Annotated in this window: 19 protein-coding genes; 3 read left to right on the top strand and 16 right to left on the bottom strand. The window is 34.6% G+C overall.

Features of this window, described 5'->3' with window-relative positions; all coding sequences use genetic code 11:
* Positions 1-416 precede the first annotated feature (416 nt).
* The 16 genes from fsa to FLACOL7796_RS13365 form a co-directional block, all read right to left on the bottom strand.
* Complete coding sequence (gene fsa, locus FLACOL7796_RS13440) at positions 417-1073, bottom strand: fructose-6-phosphate aldolase (RefSeq protein WP_173971282.1); 657 nt, start codon at positions 1071-1073, stop codon at positions 417-419.
* A gap of 603 nt (positions 1074-1676) precedes the next feature.
* Complete coding sequence (gene xylA / locus FLACOL7796_RS13435; RefSeq protein WP_173971281.1) at positions 1677-3002, bottom strand: xylose isomerase; 1326 nt, start codon at positions 3000-3002, stop codon at positions 1677-1679.
* A 5-nt stretch (positions 3003-3007) separates the two neighbouring features.
* Positions 3008-4492 carry a xylulokinase gene (locus FLACOL7796_RS13430; RefSeq protein WP_173971280.1) on the bottom strand — a complete coding sequence of 495 codons (1485 nt, stop codon included), beginning with the start codon at positions 4490-4492 and terminating at the stop codon, positions 3008-3010.
* A gap of 3 nt (positions 4493-4495) precedes the next feature.
* Complete coding sequence (locus tag FLACOL7796_RS13425; RefSeq protein WP_173971279.1) at positions 4496-5506, bottom strand: GntR family transcriptional regulator; 1011 nt, start codon at positions 5504-5506, stop codon at positions 4496-4498.
* A gap of 132 nt (positions 5507-5638) precedes the next feature.
* On the bottom strand, positions 5639-6352 hold the full coding sequence (locus FLACOL7796_RS13420; protein ID WP_173971278.1) for an NUDIX hydrolase: 714 nt from the start codon (positions 6350-6352) through the stop codon (positions 5639-5641).
* 46 nt (positions 6353-6398) lie between these two features.
* Positions 6399-7433, bottom strand: coding sequence for a glycoside hydrolase family 43 protein (locus tag FLACOL7796_RS13415; protein ID WP_173971277.1), 1035 nt, complete (start codon positions 7431-7433; stop codon positions 6399-6401).
* A gap of 29 nt (positions 7434-7462) precedes the next feature.
* Positions 7463-8896, bottom strand: coding sequence for an MFS transporter (locus tag FLACOL7796_RS13410; protein ID WP_173971276.1), 1434 nt, complete (start codon positions 8894-8896; stop codon positions 7463-7465).
* 267 nt (positions 8897-9163) lie between these two features.
* Positions 9164-10279: an endo-1,4-beta-xylanase gene (locus FLACOL7796_RS13405; protein ID WP_173971275.1), complete on the bottom strand. Its 1116-nt coding sequence runs from the start codon at positions 10277-10279 to the stop codon at positions 9164-9166.
* Positions 10280-10303: 24 nt separating this feature from the next.
* Positions 10304-13174, bottom strand: a complete 2871-nt coding sequence (locus FLACOL7796_RS13400; protein ID WP_232067374.1) for a glycosyl hydrolase 115 family protein — start codon at positions 13172-13174, stop codon at positions 10304-10306.
* A gap of 87 nt (positions 13175-13261) precedes the next feature.
* Entirely contained in the window at positions 13262-14425 is a 1164-nt protein-coding gene (uxuA, locus tag FLACOL7796_RS13395) for a mannonate dehydratase (protein WP_197913327.1), read from the bottom strand.
* 21 nt (positions 14426-14446) lie between these two features.
* On the bottom strand, positions 14447-15184 hold the full coding sequence (locus FLACOL7796_RS13390; RefSeq protein ID WP_173971273.1) for an SDR family NAD(P)-dependent oxidoreductase: 738 nt from the start codon (positions 15182-15184) through the stop codon (positions 14447-14449).
* Positions 15185-15203: 19 nt separating this feature from the next.
* Complete coding sequence (locus FLACOL7796_RS13385) at positions 15204-17354, bottom strand: alpha-glucuronidase family glycosyl hydrolase (protein WP_173971272.1); 2151 nt, start codon at positions 17352-17354, stop codon at positions 15204-15206.
* Between the two features lie 292 nt (positions 17355-17646).
* Positions 17647-18192, bottom strand: coding sequence for a YbhB/YbcL family Raf kinase inhibitor-like protein (locus FLACOL7796_RS13380; RefSeq protein ID WP_173971271.1), 546 nt, complete (start codon positions 18190-18192; stop codon positions 17647-17649).
* An 87-nt stretch (positions 18193-18279) separates the two neighbouring features.
* Positions 18280-19116 (bottom strand): helix-turn-helix domain-containing protein, encoded by an 837-nt coding sequence (locus tag FLACOL7796_RS13375; RefSeq protein ID WP_173971270.1) that lies wholly within the window; start codon positions 19114-19116, stop codon positions 18280-18282.
* Position 19117: 1 nt separating this feature from the next.
* Positions 19118-20176: a LacI family DNA-binding transcriptional regulator gene (locus tag FLACOL7796_RS13370; protein ID WP_173971269.1), complete on the bottom strand. Its 1059-nt coding sequence runs from the start codon at positions 20174-20176 to the stop codon at positions 19118-19120.
* A gap of 153 nt (positions 20177-20329) precedes the next feature.
* Positions 20330-20767, bottom strand: a complete 438-nt coding sequence (locus FLACOL7796_RS13365; RefSeq protein ID WP_173971268.1) for a PepSY-like domain-containing protein — start codon at positions 20765-20767, stop codon at positions 20330-20332.
* Between the two features lie 137 nt (positions 20768-20904).
* Here FLACOL7796_RS13365 and FLACOL7796_RS24580 point away from each other — a divergent pair, with 137 nt between their 5' ends.
* From FLACOL7796_RS24580 to FLACOL7796_RS13355, 3 genes are read left to right on the top strand one after another with little or no spacing between them, the layout of a single operon-like run.
* Positions 20905-21234: a hypothetical protein gene (locus FLACOL7796_RS24580; RefSeq protein ID WP_197913326.1), complete on the top strand. Its 330-nt coding sequence runs from the start codon at positions 20905-20907 to the stop codon at positions 21232-21234.
* Positions 21235-21242: 8 nt separating this feature from the next.
* The gene (locus FLACOL7796_RS24575; RefSeq protein WP_197913325.1) at positions 21243-21431 is read left to right on the top strand and encodes a hypothetical protein; all 189 of its coding nucleotides are present in this window, start codon (positions 21243-21245) and stop codon (positions 21429-21431) included.
* Between the two features lie 22 nt (positions 21432-21453).
* Positions 21454-22473, top strand: coding sequence for a proline iminopeptidase-family hydrolase (locus FLACOL7796_RS13355; protein ID WP_173971267.1), 1020 nt, complete (start codon positions 21454-21456; stop codon positions 22471-22473).
* The last annotated feature ends 423 nt before the right edge of the window (positions 22474-22896 follow it).

Raw genomic sequence — 22896 nt, 5'->3', positions numbered from 1 at the left:
ACGAAGAGCAAAAAAGAAAGTGTCCAAAAATTGGTAGTTTTGATTTGACAACAAGACAGATATCATTTTTCGAAGAATTGAAAGAAGCCGAAGGCTATTCGGTAAACCAAATTATCGTTAAAGAAAATAGATTATATGCTAAAATTGACAATGATGAATTGATTGTTTTAGAGATCTAATGTATTAATTTGTAAAAATTATTTTAGCCCTACAAATTGATACCACTCTTTACTAAATTCCCCTTATTAATAAAAACCGCGAAAAAGTCTAAAAGACATTTTCGCGGTTTTTTTATTTATTGCAAACCACAGCTGCTTAAAAAATTGAGTTCAATGATTTATTTTAAATCCTCTCAAAAATAAATTGAAAGGATTTTATAATGTGCTAAAGAAATTGCCATTATAGTTATGCTATTATTATAATTGCATCTTTTTTGCATCTTCTATAAATTGGTTCAAACCAATGTCTGTTAGCGGATGTTTTAGCAATCCTTTTATTGCAGAAAGCGGTCCTGTCATTACATCTGATCCTACTTTTGCACAGTTTACAATATGCATCGTATGCCTGATTGAAGCTGAAAGTATTTGTGTCTGATAATCGTAATTATCATAGATTTCTCTGATTTCGGCGATTAAATGCATTCCGTCGGTGGAGATATCGTCCAGTCTTCCCAGAAAGGGCGACACATAAGTAGCACCGGCTTTTGCTGCTAACAATGCCTGACCTGCTGAGAATACCAAAGTAACATTGGTTCTGATTCCTTTAGACGAAAAATATTTACAGGCTTTTACTCCGTCTGCAATCATGGGTAACTTGACCACAATTTGCGGATGCAAAGCGGCAAGCTCCTCTCCTTCTTTGACCATTCCTTCAAAATCGATCGAAATAACTTCTGCTGAAACATCTCCGTCTACAATATTGCAAATGTTGAGGTAGTGTTTCAAAATATTCTCTTTTCCTGTAATGCCTTCTTTGGCCATCAAAGACGGATTGGTAGTAACGCCATCCAAAACTCCCAGAGATTGTGCTTCTCTAATATCTTCTAAATTAGCGGTATCAATAAAAAATTTCATAGTTTTTTGGTTTAAATAATGGTTTATTGTTGATATAATTTGTCATTTCTCATTCGTTAAAATGACGAAAATATTCTGATGAAAATGATTCTCCTAGCCCCGATAGAAGTGGAAATCCTTTTGTGGCGGTGTTCGCCACAAAAGATTGCAACGCATAGCGGGATTAGCTCCTAAAAAAAGCTCTAATCATTAGCAATCGAACTAAAAGATTGTGTTGTAATTAATTTTGACAAGTTTAAAACTTTGACAAAGTCTTTCAGTAAAATTCTTAAGCATTTTAGTGAGTGAAAATGTGCATTTTGATTTATTCTTCAAAAAACATTCAATAAAAAATAACACTTATAATTATTTATCAAACGGACTTTCTTTTTTCGTTTTCGAATTAAAAATAGTAACTAAACCTTTAACCTATTTCCTAAATTCAATCGCTAAAAACCAGTCATAATCGTAATACACATTCTCTTAATTCATCTTTAAAAAAAATAACATTCTATAACTATCACATAGGCTATTTGCTTTAGATGTTTGCCTCACCAAAAATTTTATTGAGCCGTAACAGGTTTTAAAAACCTATTACGGCTGACTTTTTTAAAACCTCAACAATTAAATATATTGATTGATAATATTTTCGAATAATTCCTGTTTTCCGCTTTGAAGTGTTAATTCTCCGTTTTGATTTGCGATATCGTATAAATCTTTAAGATTTAATTTTCCGTTGGCAAAATCTTTTCCTTTTCCTGAATCGAATGAACTGTATCTTTCTTTTCTTAATTTTTCGTACGGAGAAGAAGTAATAATCTTATCGGCAGTTAGTAATGCTCTTGCAAAAGTATCAGCACCGCCAATATGCGCCAGGAAAACATCTTCAAGATCTGTTGAATTTCTTCTGATTTTTGCATCAAAGTTTACTCCTCCGCCTTGTAATCCTCCTGCTTTCAGAAATACCAACATGGCTTCTGTTGTTTCCTGAATGTTGTTTGGAAACTGGTCTGTATCCCAGCCATTTTGGTAATCTCCTCTATTGGCATCAATGCTTCCTAACATTCCGGCTTTTGCAGCCACTTCAAGTTCATGCTGAAAAGTATGTTGCGCCAATGTTGCATGATTTACTTCGATATTGATTTTAAAATCTTTGTCTAAACCGTATTCTTTCAGGAATCCAATTGCTGTTGCAGAGTCAAAATCGTATTGGTGTTTTGATGGTTCCATTGGTTTTGGCTCGATGAAGAAAGTCCCTTTAAAACCTTGTGATCTTGCGTAATCTCTGGACATGGTTAGAAATTGTGCCATATGGTCTAATTCTCTTCCCATATCAGTATTCAATAACGACATATAGCCTTCACGTCCGCCCCAGAACACATAATTTTCTCCGTCCAGAGCAATGGTTGCGTCTAAAGCTAATTTTACCTGTCCTCCGGCTCTTGCCACAACATTAAAATCAGGATTTGTAGCTGCTCCGTTCATGAATCTTGGGTTTGAAAAACAGTTTGAAGTTCCCCAAAGCAACTTAATTCCAGATTCGGCTTTTTTCTCTTTTAAATATTCTGTAATAGTTACCAAACGTCTTTCAGATTCGGCAAAAGTTGGCCCTTCGGCAATTAAATCGTAATCGTGAAAACAGAAATAATCAAAACCCATTTTGCTAATGAATTCAAAAGCTGCATCGGCTTTATTTTTTGCTGCCTGAATTGGATCTGATGACTGATCCCAGGCGAAGTTTTGAGTTCCCGGACCAAACGGATCGCTTCCTTGCCCACAGAAGGTATGCCAATATGCAATGGCAAATCTAAAGTGTTCACGCATTGTTTTTCCTGCTACAACCTGATCCGGATTGTAATATTTGAATGCCAACGGATTATCTGATGCTGCTCCTTCAAATTTAATTTGACCAATACCTTTGTAGTATTCTTTATTGCCTAAAACTATCATTTCTTTTATTTTTTATGTGTTAATATAAATTCTAATTCTTGTTTCCATTTTTGATAAGCCTTATCATAAGGCTCTTTGTTTTTTAGTGGTAAAAACGTCATGACGTGATCGTTGGTCGTAATACTCGAACCAAATTTGCTGTAATCACCATCTTTTAAACCTACCGCTCTTGCTGCTCCCACTGCTCCGGTTGTATTATAAATTTCGATTTCATGACCAATAAGCGTTGCCACGGTATTTGAGAAAATTTCTGAGCGAAACAAATTATCGTTTCCTGCTCTAATCACATTTATAGTTGCATTATCATCTTTTAAGCATTCCATTCCGTATACAAACGAAAAGGCAATTCCTTCTAGCGAGGCTCTAAACAAATGGGCACTATTATGAATATTTAGATTCAGATTTAAAAAATGGGTTCCGATGTTTTTGTTATTGAACATACGTTCTGCACCATTCCCAAACGGAATCACGACTACTCCATCTGAACCAATGGTAATTTTGGATGCTTTTCTGTTCATCGATTCATAAGTTTCATCACCCATATTATTTCGCAACCAACGGTATTGAATTCCGGCGCCGTTGATGTTTAATAATTTTCCAATTCGTGGAGTTTCTAATTCATAATTTACGTGTACAAAATTGTTTACTCTTGTACTTTTTCCTGTAGACATTTCGCCAACTGCATAAAAAACACCTGATGTTCCGCCTGTTGCGGCAACTTCTCCCGGATTTAATACATTTAATGATAACGCATTATTGGGCTGATCTCCTGCTCTGTAAACTACAGGAATCCCAACAGGAAGTCCTGACTCTTTTGATGCTTTTTCGTTTAAAATGCCCTGATTGGTAAAATTCTCTACAATATCCGGCGTTAACGATCGATCGATTCCGTAATAATCCAGCAGCCAATTGGCCACTTTATTTTCTTTATAATCCCAAAGCATACCTTCTGAAAGGCCATTTTTTGTTGTGGTAATGGCTCCTGTCAGTTTATAGGCGATATAATCTCCAGGCAGCATATATTTATCAATTTTGCTATAAATTTCTGGCTCATTTTCTTTGACCCATTTAAGTTTCGAAGCGGTAAAATTTCCGGGAGAATTCAGCAAATGTTCCATGCATTTTTCCTGTCCAATTTCAGCAAAAGCGATATTACCAATTTCAACCGCACGGCTGTCACACCAGATAATTGCGTTACGCAATGGGTTGCGTGTTTTATCCACAATAACGAGTCCGTGCATTTGATAGGATATACCTATTCCCTTAATTTTAGAAGCTTCAATATTAGCTTCACGAATTGCTCTTTTGGTGGCTACACATATATGCTGCCACCAAATTTCAGGATCCTGCTCTGCCCAATCGGGGTGCAATGACACAATTTCCATTTCGTTTTGGGGTTCATGCAAAACGATTATTTTTTTTCCTGTTTCGGCTTCTACCAAAGCAACTTTGACTGAAGAACTTCCGATATCATATCCTATATAATACATAACTTATAATGATTCTCTTATTATTAAACTCGTGGGTACATAACACTGAACAACCTCATCGTGCGTGATAAAAGCTGCCGCTTTTGTTCCTAATTCTTTGAAATCAGTCGAGACGACCGAAATCCCTTTGTATATAAATTTCTTCATTGGCGTTTCATTATAAGACAAAAAACCAACATCAGTTCCGGGCTCTAAATTCTTCTCTTTGCATTGTTCTAAAAAGTGACCCAAAATGCGATCACTCACACTGATATAGGCAATTCCTTTTTCGATACTAAACTTTTTTGCATCTGTAACAACTTCATATTCAAACTGAAAATCAGCACAGAACTTTTTAAAAAACTCCAGTGTTTCCTTTGGATGATTGGTATAATCCGGAAAAACAAACTGAATACTTTTATACTTTTTAAACAAGTTAACTCCCTCTTTTAAGGCATTATAAAATGCTTTCCCAAAATCCTGAAAAATATAATTCTGTTCCTTTTTAGCATGAATATTCCAGTCTATCAGCAACAATTTATCATTTGCAATGGCAGCCAAAGTGGGCGAAACTTCTTTATGGTCAAAATTCATCACCACATATTTATAATACTTCCCTATGCTATTATTGATGATCGTTTTAAAAACATCAATATTATAATGATGAAACTGCACATCTGTAATCACATTATCCGCCAGATTGTTCACAAACGAATGGTATAAAACCTCCTTATACGCCTTAAAAGTATCTAATACCAAAAGCACTTTTCTGGTTTCGCCTGAAACATAATATCCTTTATTAGGTACAGAATCAATACTTTTTTGTTCTTTTAAAATAGAATAAGCCTTAAAAACCGTATCTCTTGATAACTGATTTGTTTTGCAGATACTATTTACTGACGGAAGCAAATCTCCCTTTTGCAAAATATTTTCTGCAATCGCATTATTTATTCCGTTTACCAATTGCTGGTATTTCGGAATGTCACTTTCGTGGTTTATTTTAAAAACAAATTTCTCTATATTTTCGCTTATCATACTGTTCTGTTCTGGTATGCTAATATAAGCATTCGTCTTTACTAAAAAAACATCCCTGAGGCAAAAAATGTTAACTTTTTTATTTGATTTTTAAAGCATTACGAATTTAAAACCTCTTAAAAATGATTCTTTTTAAAAATTAAAATTAAGTTCCCTATGCGCTAACATTTCGTGCTGTTGTAAATTGACGCTGTAAAATTTGGCAGCTCTGTGCGAAACGGCTTCTTCTTTTTCGTTTAAATCCTTTATTAAATCCATTTGCAATATCTTTCTCCTAAAATTCGATTTGTTGATTTCGATTCCCAGGATTTCTTCATAAAGATGCATGACTTGCAGCAAAGTAAATTTGTCCGGCAGCAAGTTGAATCCAATGGCGCTTTGGCAAATATTCTTTCGTAATTCTTTTAAACTAAAATCTAAAATTACTTTGTGTTTATCGTTTAAACCTGAAACTTCGTTAATGTTAACCCACGCTACATTTGGGTTAAATATTTCATCTTCTATCTCTTCAATATCTCTTTTTACCATGGCATAATATCCTATCGAAATATCTTCCTGAGCGGAGGATGGAGACGGATATCCAAAAGCTTTTAATTGTTCGAGAAAGAAATTATCAACTCCAATGTACTTTTTTAAAATCTTCTGAGCCGTTCCTGAAATAGTTTCACCTTCTTTTATGTAATCATTAGCCAATTCAAAATTTATATTTCCCTGATTGTCTTTTTGTTTCACTAACAAAACTTTCAGACTTTCTTCGTCAAAATTAAATATCACACAATCAATTTCTATTTTGTTTGCAGTAGATTGACTGATGTTATTTTTTCCGCTTTCATCTCCTCTTTCCATCGAAAATAAAATTTAAACTATTACTACCATTTTCAAAAACAGAAATTTAATCTATTGATCTTCTTATCCCGTACGGATCGATTGTTACGATAGAACCATCTTCGGTATAATCAATTTTGGTTACTTTCATACTTCTTAAATGCGTTACGCCTTTTGACAAACTCGAATCGTGGTAAAACAAATACCATTCGTTGCCAACTTTACAAATAGAATGATGCGAAGTCCAGCCTACAACCGGATTCAGAATTCGTCCCTGATAAGTAAAAGGACCATACGGACTATCCCCGATCGCGTAACAAATAAAATGTGTATCTCCTGTAGAATACGAGAAATAATATTTATCGTTGTATTTGTGTACCCACGAAGCTTCGAAAAAACGGCGATCGTTATCGTTTGCTAACAAAAGCGCTCCGTTTTGATCCAAAATTTTAATTTCTTTTGGTTCTTCGGCAAATTCGAGCATATCATCTCTCAATAAGGCAACAATTGGCCCTAAAGCGGCTTCATTACCCGTTGGTTCTTCGTGATCCTGATCGTATTTATTGTTGCGGTATTTTTGAAGCTGTCCTCCCCAGATTCCGCCAAAATAAATATAATGTTCACCATCTTCATCTTCAAAAACGGCCGGATCAATACTGTAACTTCCTTTGATAGCATCTGCTTCCGGCATAAAAGGTCCTACCGGAGAATCGCTTACAGCAACGCCAATCTGAAAAATTCCGTTGGCACGTTTAGCCGGGAAATACAAATAATATTTTCCGCCTTTGCTGGCTGCATCCGGCGCCCACATTTGTTTTTCGGCCCAGGCCACTTCATCTACATGTAATGCAACACCATTGTCGATAGCTTCTGACTGAATATCTTCCATCGAAAAAACATGGTAATCTTCCATACCAAAATGATCGCCATTATCATTAAATGGAATCCCGGCATCGATGTCATGTGAAGGATAAATATAAATTTTCCCGTTAAATACATGTGCTGACGGATCAGCCGTGTACATATGCGAAACTAAAGGCTTCGAAATGGCCAATTTATTAATTTGTTCAAAATTAATTTGTTCAATACTATCTTCAGGCATAGTCGTTTTTTAAGTTTTATTTTAAATAATTAAGCTCTTCTTTGTTTTAAATCGGCTTCGATCTGAACTTCCATTTTTTTATTGATTTTATAGAAAAACAATAAGGCAACTCCAACCAAAAATGGAATAGCAGGAAAAATACTTACCAATAATTTTATTCCGTTTATCGCTGTATGGGTTTGTGTTAATGAATTAGGCACATAATGAAAGTATCCTAAAAATAAGGTTGTTAAAGATCCTCCGATACTTAATCCCGCTTTTAAACCTACCATCATGGCCGAAAAGATAATGGCTGTGGCGCGACGATTATTGAGCCATTCTGAATAATCTGCAACATCGGCAATCATGGCCCAAAGAAGCGGAATTGTGATGCCATAAAAGAATCCGTGAAAGATTTGAGAGAAAAAGATCAACCCAATAGATGTAGGCGGAAAGAAATAAAATGCCATGATAAATAAGGTCGAAATGAATAAAAACAATCCGAAAATATTTCGTTTTCCGTATTTGTCTGCAAGGCTTTTAGACAATGTAATTCCTACGATCATAAAGATAATTCCGCCGGCATTGAATAATCCAAATCCTGCAGAGATGGGATCATTCCCAAAATGGTTTAGTCCTATCTTTGATAATACATCTAAAATTGGCTGAATAAAAATGGCCAATTGTTCTTTGTTGACATAATTCTCAAAATAATAAACATAAGCACCACCTTTCATGGCAAGCGTTATAAAAACCAATGTTGTTAGTGTCAACATGATTACCCACGGCTTATTTTTTATTAAATCTCCTAAGTCTTCTTTGATACTTGATTTTTGTTCCGGTTTAGGAATAATACGTTCTTTTGTAGTGAGAAAAGTAATGAGCAACATTATGGTACCAATAATTGCCAAAGCGGTCATTACTTTCTCGATACCAATTGCTTTATCGCCATTTCCGGCACTTTTGATGATCCCAAGCATAAAAACCTGAACAAAAAACTGCGCAAACATTACCGCTACAAAACGGTACGATGACAAACTGTTTCTTTCGCTCATATCGCCTGTAATTACTCCGCTTAAAGCCGAATAAGGCAAATTATTACTGGCGTAAAAAAGCAATAATAATGTATAAGTAACAACGGCATAAATTACTTTTCCGTGATAAGAAAAATTAGGTGTCGAAAAAGCCAGTAAAGCAATGACTCCTAATGGTATTGCGGTAATTAAAATCCAAGGTCTGAATTTTCCCCATTTTGTGTTAGTTCTGTCTGCCAAAACCCCAATAATCGGATTAAATATAAAGGCTGCAATTAACCCTACAACTAACATAATAATCGAAGAATCTGTAGGCGATAATCCGTAGATATCCGTATAAAAATAAGCCAGATACGTCATTAGGGTCTGAAACACTAAATTGGCTGCCAAGTCGCCTAAACTGTATCCGATTTTTTCCTTAATGGATAATTTTTGAGAAATGTAATTCATTATTGGTTTGTGGTTATTTTAGTTAGTTTAAAATCAAAATTGTTTTTTTTGACTTTATAATAATAAGAATTTATTTTATCATTTTTTGATTCAATTTATCTCTCTAATGCTTTAAAAATAAGTGTTATCAGATTTAAGCAATCGGTTGTGTAAATTTAGCTAAAAAAACATATTATGCAAATTTAGTTTGCTTTATTTCATTAATATTTTTAAAAACAACCGATTGTAAAATATTCTGCAAAAAGGACTCCTTTTTCACTTCAAAAATTATTGTTTTACCTCTTTTAATTCCATTACGCTGTCGTACGCTTTTTTAGGCTGTAGCTTTGCATCGAACAATAATGGATAATTTGTTCTGCCTTTTATCGGCCAGTCATTCAACCATGATTGTCCGTCGTGAACACCCCAAAAAGTTACTCTGCTAATTTTGTCTTTATGTTTTAAAAACAACTTAAAAATATCAGCATAACGCTGCGCTAATTTTGTCTGAATGGAATCAGGAAGTGTTTTCGGATAAGGATTCATTTTTGGATTTCCTTCAAAATTCTGATTCACATCAGCACCTTTTAAATCCCACGGATTGGGCAAAACGGTAATATCCAATTCCGTAAAAGCCACTTTAACGCCAAGTGCCGAGTAAGCCAGAATACTTTTCTCAATTTCTTCTAATGACGGACTATTCAATTTCCAGTGTCCCTGACTTCCCACTCCGTCAATTTTACCGCCGGCCGCTTTGATCTTTTTTACCAGTCTAATTACGCCTTCTCTTTTTGCAGGTTCTTCAAGATTATAATCGTTATAATACAAATCGACTTTTGGGTCTGCCGCTGCTGCCAATTTAAATGCATCTATTAAATAATTTTCGCCAGCCGTATTCAGAAAAACTGATGGTCTCAAGGTTCCGTCTTCGTTTAAAGCTTCATTGACAACATCCCACGAATTGATTCTTCCTTTGTATTTAGAAACAATGGTTGTGATGTGATCTTTCATAAAAGCTTTCATCTCAGTACTGTCTTTAATTTTTTCCATCCATGGTGCAAGCTGACTGTGCCAAATCAAGGTATGTCCGTGAATAAACATTTTATTTTTTTCTCCAAACGCTACAAATTTATCGGTTAAAGTAAAATCGTATTTGTCTTTTTCCGGATGTATAAACATCGATTTCATAATGTTTTCGGCTGTAATTGCATTGAATTGTGTACAAATCAGCGAATCTTCTTTAGCATCTTTTTCTTCAATTTGACTGGCGCTTAAAGCTGTTCCAATATAAAAATCATCTTTGTAACTGTTTTTTAAAGAAACGGATACTTCATTCTTTTTTACATCACAACTGCCTAAAATCATCAGCGTAATCAAGGGCAAACAATGGTTAATAAATTTCATATATTTTGGTTTAATAGTTAATAGTTATTTTTTTTGAAAGCTTTCCGGCGAACCTAAATAGTTTTCTAATAATTGCCCCGTTTCGGTTTCAATTACAATTTTCTGAAGCACTAAAGCAGGATCTACTCCGTAAATTTTCAATACATGATGTCCGGCATTCTCAATTGTATGCGAAGAAGTTATTATTTTAATATTATCAGCAACGAACTTATTCCATTTTCTCTCAGAATCATCTGCATTCAGGTTCATGATTTGAGGTTTTTCAGCATCAAAAGAAACACCATATTTTAATCCGTCACCCATTCTAAAATTAATTGTGGGCAAAAAATAGGCATTAACTTTTACCTTTCCTTTACTAAAAAAATGAACTTCATATTCTAATCTTGGTGATTGTTCTGAAATTGTAATTGAAGAAAAATCAGAAGGTTTTAAAGTAACTCCGGATGCTGTTTTCCCGATATTCGGAATCGTCGTCCATTGCACTTTATTTTCATGAATTGATTTTGAATAATTTTGGGCATCAATGCTTATAATTCCATTACTTTCAACAAATCCCTTAACGTCATTCAATTCTACGTTCTTACCATTCAAAATAATATCAAACTTTTGCTTGTTTGCCGTAACTACAATTTTACTTTTAAAATTTCCTTTTGGCGCTTTTTGCCAATCGATATTGATTACAATTCTTTCTTCTTCCGTAATTGTTCCGTTTACTTTGGAAAATTTAATCCATTCATTTTTAGAATCGATTTTAAAATCAAAAGGTTTCAGTCCGCGATTAAACAAATCGATATAAGTTGTGGTGTTACCAAAAGAATTTAAAGTCGGCAAAACGATTTCCTGTTTGTTATTTGTCCAATAATTTTCAGAACCTTCAATTGCAATACCCGCCTCAGATTTATTGGGCAACTCAATAACTTTTGTTTGCGGAATAACATTTGTTTTAGGCTCCTGCCATGAAGTATAACCAATGTGTGTTTGCGCCATCATATGATTCCATTTGCCATTGGCCAATTGGGTATGATAATAATGGGTCAGCAAACTGTCTTTCTCAAAAAATGATTTTACTTGTTTCGCATATTCATTTGTCGAAGCTCTTCCCTGATTCACATATAACTGATTTTTTGCCGTCGCTACATACAATTCATTCAAATTAGAACTTGCCAAAACGGGAAATAAAACCAACTGATAAAAAGCATCTTTATATTCCGGCTGCAGTTGATTATTAATTTGATTAGCTTTGTCAACCAGATTTTTATAATCCTGCAAAACATTTTCGGCTTCGTTATAATTTACAATGCTATACGTTTTATCGTTAAGCAATTCAGGCTTTCTTCGCGAATTGTATTTGGTGTACAATTTTAAAATTTGCGCAATATCCTCCGCGTTTTGATTTCCAAAGTTTTCCTTTGCCCAATCTGTATAATATTGCTCTAAATTATTTGCATTAAAAGCTTCCGGATTCCAGGCCATATCCAGAAAAAACTCAATCGGAAATTCCATTGGTTTAATATCACCCACATTTACAATCCATATTTTATCAACGCCATGCTGATAAGCGAGATCCATTTGTTCCCACGTACGTTCGATTTGGTTCGTATTAATCCATTTATAATTTCTTGGTCCTCCAACATAATCGTAATGGTAATAAATGCCATAACCGCCTTTTCTTGGCTTTGCATCAAGCTCAGGTAATTTCCTGATATTTCCCCAATTGTCATCGCACAATAAAAGCGTAATATCGTCCGGAACACGCATTCCTTTGTCGTAATAATCCTGAACCTCTTTGTAAAGCGCCCACATTTGCGGCGTTTCTTCAATAGGTTTTTTGGTTACTTCTGTAATAATATTTCGTTGTGTTTTTACGATATTTTCTAATAAATCAATCGCCGTTCCCTGCGTCATTGGCTCATCGCCATCACCACGCATTCCAAGAGTTACAATACTTTCCTTATTGCCCATTCTCTTCATTCCGTCTTTCCAGAACGAAATCAAATTCTCAGAATTAGTACTAAAATCCCATTTCCCTTTTCCTAAAGCCGACCATTCTGCATGCGCTCTTGTTAAAGGTTCGTGATGTGAAGTTCCCATTACAATTCCGTACTCGTCCGCCAAAACCGCATTCTGAGGATCATTAACATAAAACATTCTTCCCCACATTGATGGCCACAAATAATTGCCTTTCATTCTTAAAATCAGTTCAAAAACCTTATCGTAGAATTCAGCATTAAATCCTCCGTATTTTTCAAAAGCCCAACCTGATAATGCCGGAGCTTCGTCGTTGATAAAAATGCCACGGTATTTTACTTTTGGTTCCTCTTTAGTATGAATGCCCGGCAAAACATGCAATTCTGATTGTTTCTGAACCGGTACATCTGCCCAAAAATACCACGGAGAAACTCCTATTTGATTCGATAAATCATAGATTCCGTAAATAGTTCCGCGTTTATCAGATCCCGCAATTACCAATGCTTTTTTAACTCCTTTTACAGGATTATCTACAATTTGAGTAATGAATTTTTCCCATTTTCCTTTAAGTTGGTTAGCGTCGATTTTACCTTCTTTAACTAATTGGTCGATGATATCACTTTTGCCTAAAGTTCCAATAATAACGAGATAATCTGCTGCTTCTGAAATTGCATTAATTTGTTTTGGATGCAAATCTGAAACCTGAAAAATATCCTTTTTTAAATGTTCTGTAACGCGTAAAACTCCTGAAAAATCATTTTTACTTACTAAAACTGAAGCTGCTTTTCCGTTTGAAGCCAAAGGGAAATTTTCGGCGGAAGCCTGATTTACAACATATTTTTCCGGATTTATTGCATACGATTTTGCGCTTAATCCGATAAGGAAAAAGAATAAAATCGAATGGAACATTTTACATTTTAAACTCATAGAATCGTAGATTTTTTTTGTCTCTAAAGACGTTTTATTTGTTTCAACAGAAGTAGTTTTCGAATGTTAGAACAACTTCGTCCTGCTTTACAAATTCAGTTTATAGGCAATTCCCATTTCTAAACCTCGCAATTCAGCAAGACCTTTTAATCTTCCTACCAACGAATATCCGGGATATGTTTCTTTTGTTTCATCAACTGAATGCAGAAAACCATGATCGGGACGCATTGGCAAACTCACATTTGTTTTGTTCATTAACAGAAGTAGTTTCTCCACAATAACTTCCATTTTGGTATCCCCTTTCAAATGTTCCGATTCTCTAAAAATAGTTTCGCTTTCGCGGAAAGTATTTCGGAGATGCAAAAAATGAATTCGGTCTCCATAATCATCTATAATTCTCTCGAGATTATTATCCGGATTGGCGCCTAAAGAACCAGTACAATAACATAAACCATTTAAATTAAACGGAATAGCCTCAAAAATAGCTTTCAGATCTTCTTCGGTCGAAACTATTCGGGGTAACCCCAAAACCGAAAATGGCGGATCATCAGGATGAATGGCTAATTTTGCTCCATATTCTGAAGCCGTTGGAGCTATTTCTGATAAAAAATGAATAAGATTTTCTCTAAGTTTATTATTATCAATATCAGCGTAATGATCAAGTAATGAAAGGATTTGTTCTGCCGTAAAATTGATTTTACTTCCCGGCAATCCTAACAATACGTTTTTAAAAAGTAACGCTTTTTCATCTTCTGAAAGCTGGCTGCCAAATTTCAGTGCATTTTCTTTCTCTGTTTGGGTATAATCGCTTTCGGCATTGGGTCTTTTTAAAAGAAAAACATCAAAATAAGTAAAAGCATCCTGATTGTATAACAAGGCTTTACTACAGTCCTGATTGATAAAATTATGATCTGTTCGAACCCAGTCTAAAATAGGCATGAAATTATAGGTAATGATTTTAATACCACAATTTGACAAATTCTTGATACTGATTTTATAGTTTTCAATGTATTGAACGTAATTTCCGCTCGCTCTTTTTATCTCTTCATGAACCGGCAAACTCTCTACGACCGTCCATTCTAAACCTGCCTCTCTAATGAGCTGTTGTCTTTCTTTAATATCAGCCACTTCCCAAACATCGCCCACCGGAATTTGATGCAAAGCAGTTACAATTCCGGTTGCTCCTGCTTGTTTAATATCCATCAGACTCACATTGTCGTTTGGTCCAAACCAACGCATCGTTTGTTGCATTTTGATCATAATAATTGTAATTTAAAATCCGATACTATTCCCGCCATCAACAGGCAAAATAGTTCCTGTGGTAAATTTAGATTCGTTTGATGCAAAGTAAAATACGGCATCAGCAATATCTGAGGGCTCTCCCAAAATTCCCATTGGAGTTCTGCCCAATACTTTATTTTTTCTCTCCGGATCACTGTCCAGGGCTTTTGCTGACATTTTGGTTTTGATAAAACCCGGAGCTACACAATTGACACGAATACCAAACGGAGCCAACTCTACCGCCATCGCTCTTGTCATAGATTCAATTGCACCTTTGCTGGCCGAATAGGCAATTACTTTAGGAATTCCGTATTGTGATGCCATCGAACTAATGTTCACGATATTTCCGCCGTTATTTTCTTTCATGTTTTTTACAACAGCTTTACTCACCGCAAAAACACTCAAAAGATTGGTATGAATTATCGATAGAAAATCTTCATCAGTTACCTCTAGAAATTCTTTTTTTAGATTGATTCCCGCATTGTTTACCAAAATATCGATCGAATTATTTTGGGTAATGTTTTCAATCATGGCCGGAATTCCTGCAATATCATTCAAATCAAATAAAACCGGAATTGCATTTACTCCAATTTCTCTACAAGCCTCCTCTGTTTTTTCTTTTGATCTTCCGATGATAAAGGTTTTAATGCCGTTATCACATAATTTCTTTGCTGTTGCAAAACCTAAACCTGAATTTCCTCCGGTTACAATTGCCGTTTTTGTACTCATGCTTTATTATTTTGTATGATTAATTTCCTGGTGCAAAGGGAAATTTTAATGATTTAAAATACTCTAATGTTTGTGTTGGTTTTTCTACTCCTGCTGGCAATTCTTTACCCGAATATTGCTGAAAATACAACAAACACGCATCCCGCCACCATTTTGCTTCTTTATATTGAATTCCCAATAGCATCTGAACTTCTTTAAAACGTTCTTCATCCACATATTTCTCAGCATTATTCCAGGTATTTTGCATTTCATGAACCTCATTTACACCTTCCTGATATTTTAAAGCCATTCCGTTCCAAAGCGTTTGTCCGTTTTTCAATTTATAATCCCACGAAACATGATGAAACCACAGTAAATCTTGCTCGGGACAAGTTTCACTATTATCAAAAATCTTTTCGACTTGTGATGCATATTGGGCAGTAGCATTGGTTCCTGTTTTAGAACGGTCGAAACCAATTCCGTTTTTATCCGCTTTATGATAATAAGTCGGATTCCATTCCGGTCTGGATAAATTACTTACCCACGGTCCCGGGCCATAATGATGTCCGGTATCCATAATATGATGCAAACCAAGCGGTGTCATATAATCAACGACAGTTTCTCGCGATTGCAACATCATTTTTTTTACGGGCTTAATAAAATTTTCATTGTTCGAAAAAGTCGATCGCAACCATTCATCAGCAATAACTCCGGCATCCAAATACGGATCCCACGCCAATCTTCCAAAGCCGTACCAATTGGCCTGTGCAAAAGGATGTCCTGTCCAGTTAAGATCATTTCCTATATTGGCAACGCCCGCAATTCCGCTAAGTTTGTTTTTATACAAAGATCCATCTACGACTTTTGCTACCGTCGAACCTTTTCCTGCCTGATAAGTATCTGCTTCTAAAACTTCCTGAAATAATTTTGGCAAATAAACCAAATGCGTACTAAAACCTAAATATTCCTGAGTAATCTGAAACTCCATCATTATTGGCGTTTTTTTCATGGCACCAAAAAGCGGATGAAAAGGTTCTCTGGGCTGAAAATCGATTGCCCCATTTTTTACCTGAACAATTACATTGTCTTTAAATTTCCCATCGTACGGCTGAAATTCAGCGTAAGCCTGTTTGGCGCGATCATTTGCATCATGTTCTGAATATACAAAAGCCCGCCACATAATTACACCTCCAAAAGGCGCTACGGCATCGGCCAGCATATTCGCTCCATCAACATGATCTCTGCCATAATTTTGTGGTCCCGGTTGTCCTTCTGAATTTGCTTTTACCAGAAATCCTCCAAAATCAGGAATTCTTTTATAGATTTCTTTTGCTTTATCTTTCCACCAGTTCGCTACAGCAATATCTTTTGGATCAGCTGTTTTTAATCCTCCAATTTCTATTGGTGCCGAAAAACGAGCCGTTAAATATACTTTTATGCCATACAGTCTGAATACGTTCGCCAAAGCCTCCACTTTCTCTAAATATTGAGGCGTTAATATCAAAGCGTTTGCATTGACATTCGTTAAAACCGTTCCGTTAATGCCTATTGAAGCATTGACTCTTGCATAATCAATATAACGCTGATCAATAAAATCAGGTAATTTTTGCCAGTTCCATAAAGAAAAACCGGCATAACCACGCTCTACGGTTCGGTCTAAATTATCCCAATGATTTAAAATCCTGATATTCGTTTTTGGAGAATCAGCAATGCTTAAATTTTTGATTGATTTATTAGTTTGAAGTAATCGCAGAAAATGATAAACACCGTACAAAACTGCGATGTCATTTTTTCCTGTAATAACAATCTGTTTTTTATTTTTTAATGAGATAAATTTAATAATAAAACCTTCTTCGTTGATTGCATTAAAATCATCCTGAATCGTTTTTAAAAGTTCTGAATTTAAATTGGATTTAGCACCTACAATGACATTATTGCTTCCTTCAAACTTTGATTTTACCGCAATTTTATTGCCCAACATATTGTTCAGACCAAGTTCTAATTCTTTCAATGCAATTTTTGAGGTTTCAGAACTTCCCAAAGAAACAATTCCTTTTATCTCAGCATTGTATTCCTGAGCCATTTGAGAGTTTGAAATTTGATCATATTGAAGCCATAATTTATAATCCTTTTGAGCAAAAGCTGAAAAGGAAATTAAAAGAAAACAGAAAACAATTTTTAATGAAGTCATTTACTTTTTATTTTTAAAATTCTCATTAGAAAGAATCAATGTTTTATACCATAATAAAAGTATTTGATAAAATTTTAATCTAAAAAATACATTATTACAAATAAAACAATTATTGCAATCGGTTGCGTAAAAATATAGGATTGTTATTTAAGAAAAAAATTTTAGCTCTCTTTTTTTCTTAAAAATTAATTTTCTAACAAATAAAAGCAGGATAATTAAAAAAACTATCCTGCTTTAACGGGGTCGAATTCAGAATTCAGATGATGAAATTCTAAACCTTTCTATTGCAATTTTATCGCTTATAATAAGCCACAATACTGGCTTTCGCCAATGTTTGATTCCAAAGATTAAAACCTACAACAGCAGGATTTGTATTGGCATCGGTACCTAATTTATCTGTTTTAAGAGCATAAACTGTTATGATATATTGATGAAATCCATGTCCTACAGGTGGGCAAGGCCCTCCAAAACCTTTAATTCCGTAATCTGTAATACTTTGAATGGCTCCTTTTGGTATTAAATTGTTTTTAGTTCCCGCATTGGTCACTAATTCAGTAACATTTGCCGGGATATCAAAAACAATCCAATGCCAGAATCCGCTTCCGGTTGGCGCATCAGGATCGTACATGGTTATGGCAAAACTTTTGGTTCCTTCGGGCGCGTTTTTCCAGGATAATTCAGGAGATTGATTTTCGCCCGAACAGCCAAATCCGTTAAATTCCTGAATTTTAGAAGCCTCACCTCCAAGATCTTTGCTCGTTAATGTAAATGTCTTTTGTGCAAAGATTGCACTACTGAATAATAAGGATAGTACTAAAATTAAATTTACCTTTTTCATTGTATTTGTTTTAAAATTTTAAACAAATTTAAATGCGGTAAGGCAAAAGAAACTTTAGAGAAAGGATCAAAAAGTATTGCTAAAAGCTCAATTTTTCTGGTGATGTTTTGGCGTTACGCCATACTTTGATTTATACGCCTGAGTAAAACTCGACAAATTTTCGTAACCAACTTCAAAATAAACTTCAGACGGATTTTTTTGTTTTTGCTGCAACAGGAAATGAGCAAATTCCAATCTTTTATTTTGAAACCATTTTATAGGAGATTCTGAATAATGTTTCTCAAATTCTCTTTTAAATGTAGACACACTCATATTGCACAAAAAAGCCAACTCTTTTAAGGTTAATTTATTAAGATGGCTATTTTCGATGACCTGAATAAACTTTTGTGTAGTATTATCAGCATTTACAGATAAAGAATAAAGAAAATCAGTTCCGTGCTTTTCGAGCAGATAAAGCATTATTTCTTCTAGTTTAACTTCCAATATTTTATTCTGAAGATTTTTTGAAAGTTTCGAAAGATCCACCAAACTGTCCACAAAACGCTTTAGAAATTCATCGTACTCAAAAGCAAAAACAGATTGATATCCTTTTGATTCGATTTTTTCCAATTCGATTTTCCGAATGAATTTTGATAGCATTTCATTAGAAAAAAACAAAAGCACGCTTCGATAATTCGATACTTCAGATAATTTTTCGGTCATCAGACAATTTCCGGATTTCATAACCAGAAATTGAGAATCATCGATTGATAAAGCCGAATTATCAAAAACAACCTCTTTAGTTCCTTCAATAAGAAAACTAAATGTGTTTTGATTTAAAATGATTTGTTGTTTAGAAACTCCTTTTGAACTGCTGTAATCAAAAACCTGAACAGCGAGTGAGTTTTCTAAATTCAATTCATCAGGAATTGTAATCGTATGCATATTATTGTTTCAATAACGTCTCTAAAGATTTCTTTTTATCCGAAGATTCTCTGGCAAGTACCTCTGTATTTAAAAAAGTAATTTCTTTGGCATCATCACTTTTTTGTGATTTCAAATTTTTGATAATAATTTCAGCGGCCGCTTTTCCCATTTTTTCGGCAGGATGGGTAATTGTCGAAATATTAGGATCGATAATCTGAGAAATCGGATCGTTGTTAAAACCAATAATAGCGATTTCATCCGGAACTTTTATCCCACGTTTTTTAGCGGTCTGAACCGCACTCACGGCAATAATATCTCCCGGAGCAAAAAGTCCATCTGGAATTGGATCCAGGTCAAACAACTGATTGCTGGCCTTTACTCCTTCTTCATAAGTAACTGATTTCAAATTAATAATCAATTCCTCATCAATTGGTAAATTATGATCTTTTAAGGCTTCTATATAACCTCTTTTTCTTTCGTTATATAAATTTCCAAATTCTGATCCCGCAGTTAAATGTGCAATACGAATACAACCTTGTTCGATAAGATGTTTTGTCGCCTTGTAACCCGCAGTATAATTATCAATCACAACTCTAAAAGTATTGTAATCCTTAGGAACCCTGTCGACAAATACGAGCGGAATATTATTATTAGAAAATTGCTGAAAATGCGCAGTATCTCTGGTTTCCATCGCCAGTGAACAGATAACACCACTTACACGATTACTATATAATGATTTAGCCATATTAACTTCTTCATAATAAGAATCATGCGATTGCATAATAATGACCGTATAATCTGATTTTTGAGCGGTAATTTCGATACCGCTAATCAAAGAAGACAAAAAGGGCTGCGTAACCGTCGGAATTAAAACGCCTATTGTTTTCGTTTTATTTCCACGCAAACCGGCAGCCAGAGTATTGGGAACAAAACCCATTTCTTCAGCAGTTTTTTTTACTTTCTTTATCGTTTTATCACTTATAGTGTGATGATCCTTTAAAGCACGTGAAATAGTTGATGTAGCAAGATTTAATCGCTCAGCAATATCGTAAATCGTTACATGTTTATTTTCTTCCATGAAATCAATAATATGAAATGTAAATATAAACTATTTTACGACAAGATAATCCATCTCAAAAAAAGCAGTTTTTAAACAAAAAAAAAGCCCTTGCATTACATTACTTCTAAACAATAATGTAATACAAAGGCATTTTGATAAGCACAAAACTTTTTATTTGTTCTTTTTATCTTTTAAGATCTTACCGTCTTTAGTAAACTCCAAATCGATATTGTTTGTTAAGTCGACATCAAGATCCTTGTGTCCGTAATCGATATGAGTAATTTTTTCGTTTGGATGATTTTTTGCTACATAATCTTTTACAGCTGCTGGAATAAATGCTGTTGGAATCGGATTTTTACCTCCATCTACTTCTCGATACGAACCGTCTTTCCAAAACTCTATTTCCGTTCCGTCTTTCAGTTTTACTTCATATCCTTTTTCACCGTGCTCAGCATCTTTTTTTACCACATCTATAGCGCTATTGCTAAAGTACTTTTTCAAAAAATCCTGTGCCGGTTTTGGCAATTCAGTTAATTCAATTTTCTTCTGTGCACTGGCCGAAATTACAAATCCCAGTAATAAGACAGCCATTATAAATATCTTTTTCATGATTTTAATATTTAAAATTGATAATTTTCTTTCACTAATTTACAATAAGCAAAAACACATTCAAATCAATTTAAGAAAGCTTTATTATTTTAAAAATAAGTTTTCTTATATTGTAACTCATTACATATAAAAAAGTTATGACAGATTCTATTGCAATAAAAGTGGCCGCTATTAATGATCTAGACGGAATAATAAAACTCCAGACGGCCAATCAAGCTTCACAGGGCGGCACATTATCAGGAGGTTTAACAGCAAATCAAATTCAGGAAATGATGACGGATATGCCTCAAATTGTCGCTATTGTAAACAACGAAATTGTCGGTTTTTTATTGACTACCTCACAAACTGTAAATAATAATCGTAAAGTTCCTATTGTCGATGCGATGTCTGCTTCTTACAAAGGTTCTGCAGATTCCTATATTTACGGACCAATTTGTGTAAGCCAAACCCAACGCGGAAAGGATTAGCACAACTTATGTTTCAGAAACTCTTAAAATTAGAACCTAATCGCGAAGGAATTTTATTTATCAAAAGCGATAATATAGCCTCACTAAAAACGCATGAAAAAATGGGAATGCATAAAGTAAGTAGCTTTCATTTTAATAATGCCGATTTTGATGTGTATGCCTATTTATCTCAACCTAAAGAAGATAATAATTTATAAAATAAACTTAAATAAAAAACACATGCGTTATCTATTGCTTATAATTGTCACTTTTATGGCCGTTTGCTGTAAAAATGAAACAAAATCTACAACACTTTCCAGCTATTTCACTTATCAGGAAAATAACGAAGTAGAATCCGCAGGTGTAAAAATGATTCCGATACAAACTCCTTTGGGAGAATTTAAAGTATGGACAAAACGTTTTGGCAACAATCCTAAAATTAAAATTTTATTATTACACGGAGGTCCAGCCATGACCCATGAATATATGGAATGTTTCGAAACCTTCTTTCAGCGTGAAGGATTTGAATTTTATCAATACGATCAATTAGGATCTTATTATAGCGATCAGCCAAAAGACAGCAGTTTATGGACAACCGAACGTTTTGTAGAAGAAGTTGAACAGGTACGTAAAGCTATTGGAGCAGATAAAAACAATTTTTATGTATTAGGAAATTCTTGGGGTGGAATTCTCGCTATGGAATATGCCCTAAAATACCAGCAAAATATGAAAGGCTTGTTGGTGGCAAACATGATGGCCAGCGCCATGGATTATGGAAAATATGCAGATGAAGTACTAGCCAAACAAATGAAACCAGAAGTTTTAGCAGAAATCAGAGCACTTGAAGCCAAAAAAGACTTTAGTAATCCGCGTTATATGGAGTTACTCATTCCGAATTATTACCAACAACATTTATGTCGCTTAAAAGAATGGCCAGACGGACTAAATCGCGCCAGCAAACACATCAATAATGAAATTTATACCATAATGCAAGGTCCAAGTGAATTCGGTATCAGCGGTCGCTTAGCCAAATGGGATATTAAAAATCGCTTGCATGAAATTACGATTCCAACATTAATGATTGGCGCTAAATACGACACCATGGATCCAAAAGCCATGGAAGAACAAAGTAAACTAGTTCAAAAAGGAAGATATTTATACTGCCCTAACGGAAGTCACCTCGCTATGTGGGACGATCAAAAAGTGTTCATGAACGGTGTAATTCAATTCATAAATGATGTTAATTTAGAAAAAATCTAATTTTTATATAACAAAAAACCTACATAAGAGACTTAAATTAATAACAAATACAAATAATTTGGACCTTCCCCTGCGAGCCGGGCTGTCCACTAAATCTTTTGCGAGAGAGGTTAGGTAAGGCTTTGCCAGAAGTTCAGTGTTTCGCAAAAGGCTACCGCTTCCATCCCTAACGTGGTCTCGTATAAATAGAAGATTTGTTTATCAAAAGAAATCCCAATTCCTAAATTTGATGATCAAATTCCAATCATTACAAGAGTAATAAAAAAAACTCATTGCGTCCTTTGCGGTTAAACAATTCAAAAGTGTTATAAAACAAAAAATCCCCATCAAATAAATGATGAGGATTCTTAAAAGAAAGGCGACGACATACTCTCCCACATAACTGCAGTACCATCTGCGCAGGCGGGCTTAACTACTCTGTTC

Source organism: Flavobacterium bizetiae, assembly GCF_902804475.1.
In the GTDB taxonomy this organism is placed as follows: domain Bacteria; phylum Bacteroidota; class Bacteroidia; order Flavobacteriales; family Flavobacteriaceae; genus Flavobacterium; species Flavobacterium bizetiae.
Note: the sequence above shows the minus strand (reverse complement) of the source record. Positions and strands in the feature narration are given on the sequence as shown.

Excerpts from the sequence above, each read along its gene's own strand:
- uxuA (WP_197913327.1), bottom strand. The coding sequence starts at position 14,425 with ATGCAACAAACGATGCGTTGGTTTGGACCAAACGACAATGTGAGTCTG.
- FLACOL7796_RS13420 (WP_173971278.1), bottom strand. The coding sequence starts at position 6,352 with ATGGAAAGAGGAGATGAAAGCGGAAAAAATAACATCAGTCAATCTACT.
- FLACOL7796_RS13400 (WP_232067374.1), bottom strand. The coding sequence starts at position 13,174 with ATGAGTTTAAAATGTAAAATGTTCCATTCGATTTTATTCTTTTTCCTT.
- FLACOL7796_RS13380 (WP_173971271.1), bottom strand. The coding sequence starts at position 18,192 with ATGAAAAAGGTAAATTTAATTTTAGTACTATCCTTATTATTCAGTAGT.
- xylA (WP_173971281.1), bottom strand. The coding sequence starts at position 3,002 with ATGATAGTTTTAGGCAATAAAGAATACTACAAAGGTATTGGTCAAATT.
- FLACOL7796_RS13430 (WP_173971280.1), bottom strand. The coding sequence starts at position 4,492 with ATGTATTATATAGGATATGATATCGGAAGTTCTTCAGTCAAAGTTGCT.
- fsa (WP_173971282.1), bottom strand. The coding sequence starts at position 1,073 with ATGAAATTTTTTATTGATACCGCTAATTTAGAAGATATTAGAGAAGCA.
- FLACOL7796_RS13375 (WP_173971270.1), bottom strand. The coding sequence starts at position 19,116 with ATGCATACGATTACAATTCCTGATGAATTGAATTTAGAAAACTCACTC.
- FLACOL7796_RS13390 (WP_173971273.1), bottom strand. The coding sequence starts at position 15,184 with ATGAGTACAAAAACGGCAATTGTAACCGGAGGAAATTCAGGTTTAGGT.
- FLACOL7796_RS13355 (WP_173971267.1), top strand. The coding sequence starts at position 21,454 with ATGCGTTATCTATTGCTTATAATTGTCACTTTTATGGCCGTTTGCTGT.
- FLACOL7796_RS13385 (WP_173971272.1), bottom strand. The coding sequence starts at position 17,354 with ATGACTTCATTAAAAATTGTTTTCTGTTTTCTTTTAATTTCCTTTTCA.
- FLACOL7796_RS24575 (WP_197913325.1), top strand. The coding sequence starts at position 21,243 with ATGTTTCAGAAACTCTTAAAATTAGAACCTAATCGCGAAGGAATTTTA.
- FLACOL7796_RS13365 (WP_173971268.1), bottom strand. The coding sequence starts at position 20,767 with ATGAAAAAGATATTTATAATGGCTGTCTTATTACTGGGATTTGTAATT.
- FLACOL7796_RS13370 (WP_173971269.1), bottom strand. The coding sequence starts at position 20,176 with ATGGAAGAAAATAAACATGTAACGATTTACGATATTGCTGAGCGATTA.
- FLACOL7796_RS13415 (WP_173971277.1), bottom strand. The coding sequence starts at position 7,433 with ATGCCTGAAGATAGTATTGAACAAATTAATTTTGAACAAATTAATAAA.
- FLACOL7796_RS13410 (WP_173971276.1), bottom strand. The coding sequence starts at position 8,896 with ATGAATTACATTTCTCAAAAATTATCCATTAAGGAAAAAATCGGATAC.
- FLACOL7796_RS24580 (WP_197913326.1), top strand. The coding sequence starts at position 20,905 with ATGACAGATTCTATTGCAATAAAAGTGGCCGCTATTAATGATCTAGAC.
- FLACOL7796_RS13425 (WP_173971279.1), bottom strand. The coding sequence starts at position 5,506 with ATGATAAGCGAAAATATAGAGAAATTTGTTTTTAAAATAAACCACGAA.
- FLACOL7796_RS13405 (WP_173971275.1), bottom strand. The coding sequence starts at position 10,279 with ATGAAATTTATTAACCATTGTTTGCCCTTGATTACGCTGATGATTTTA.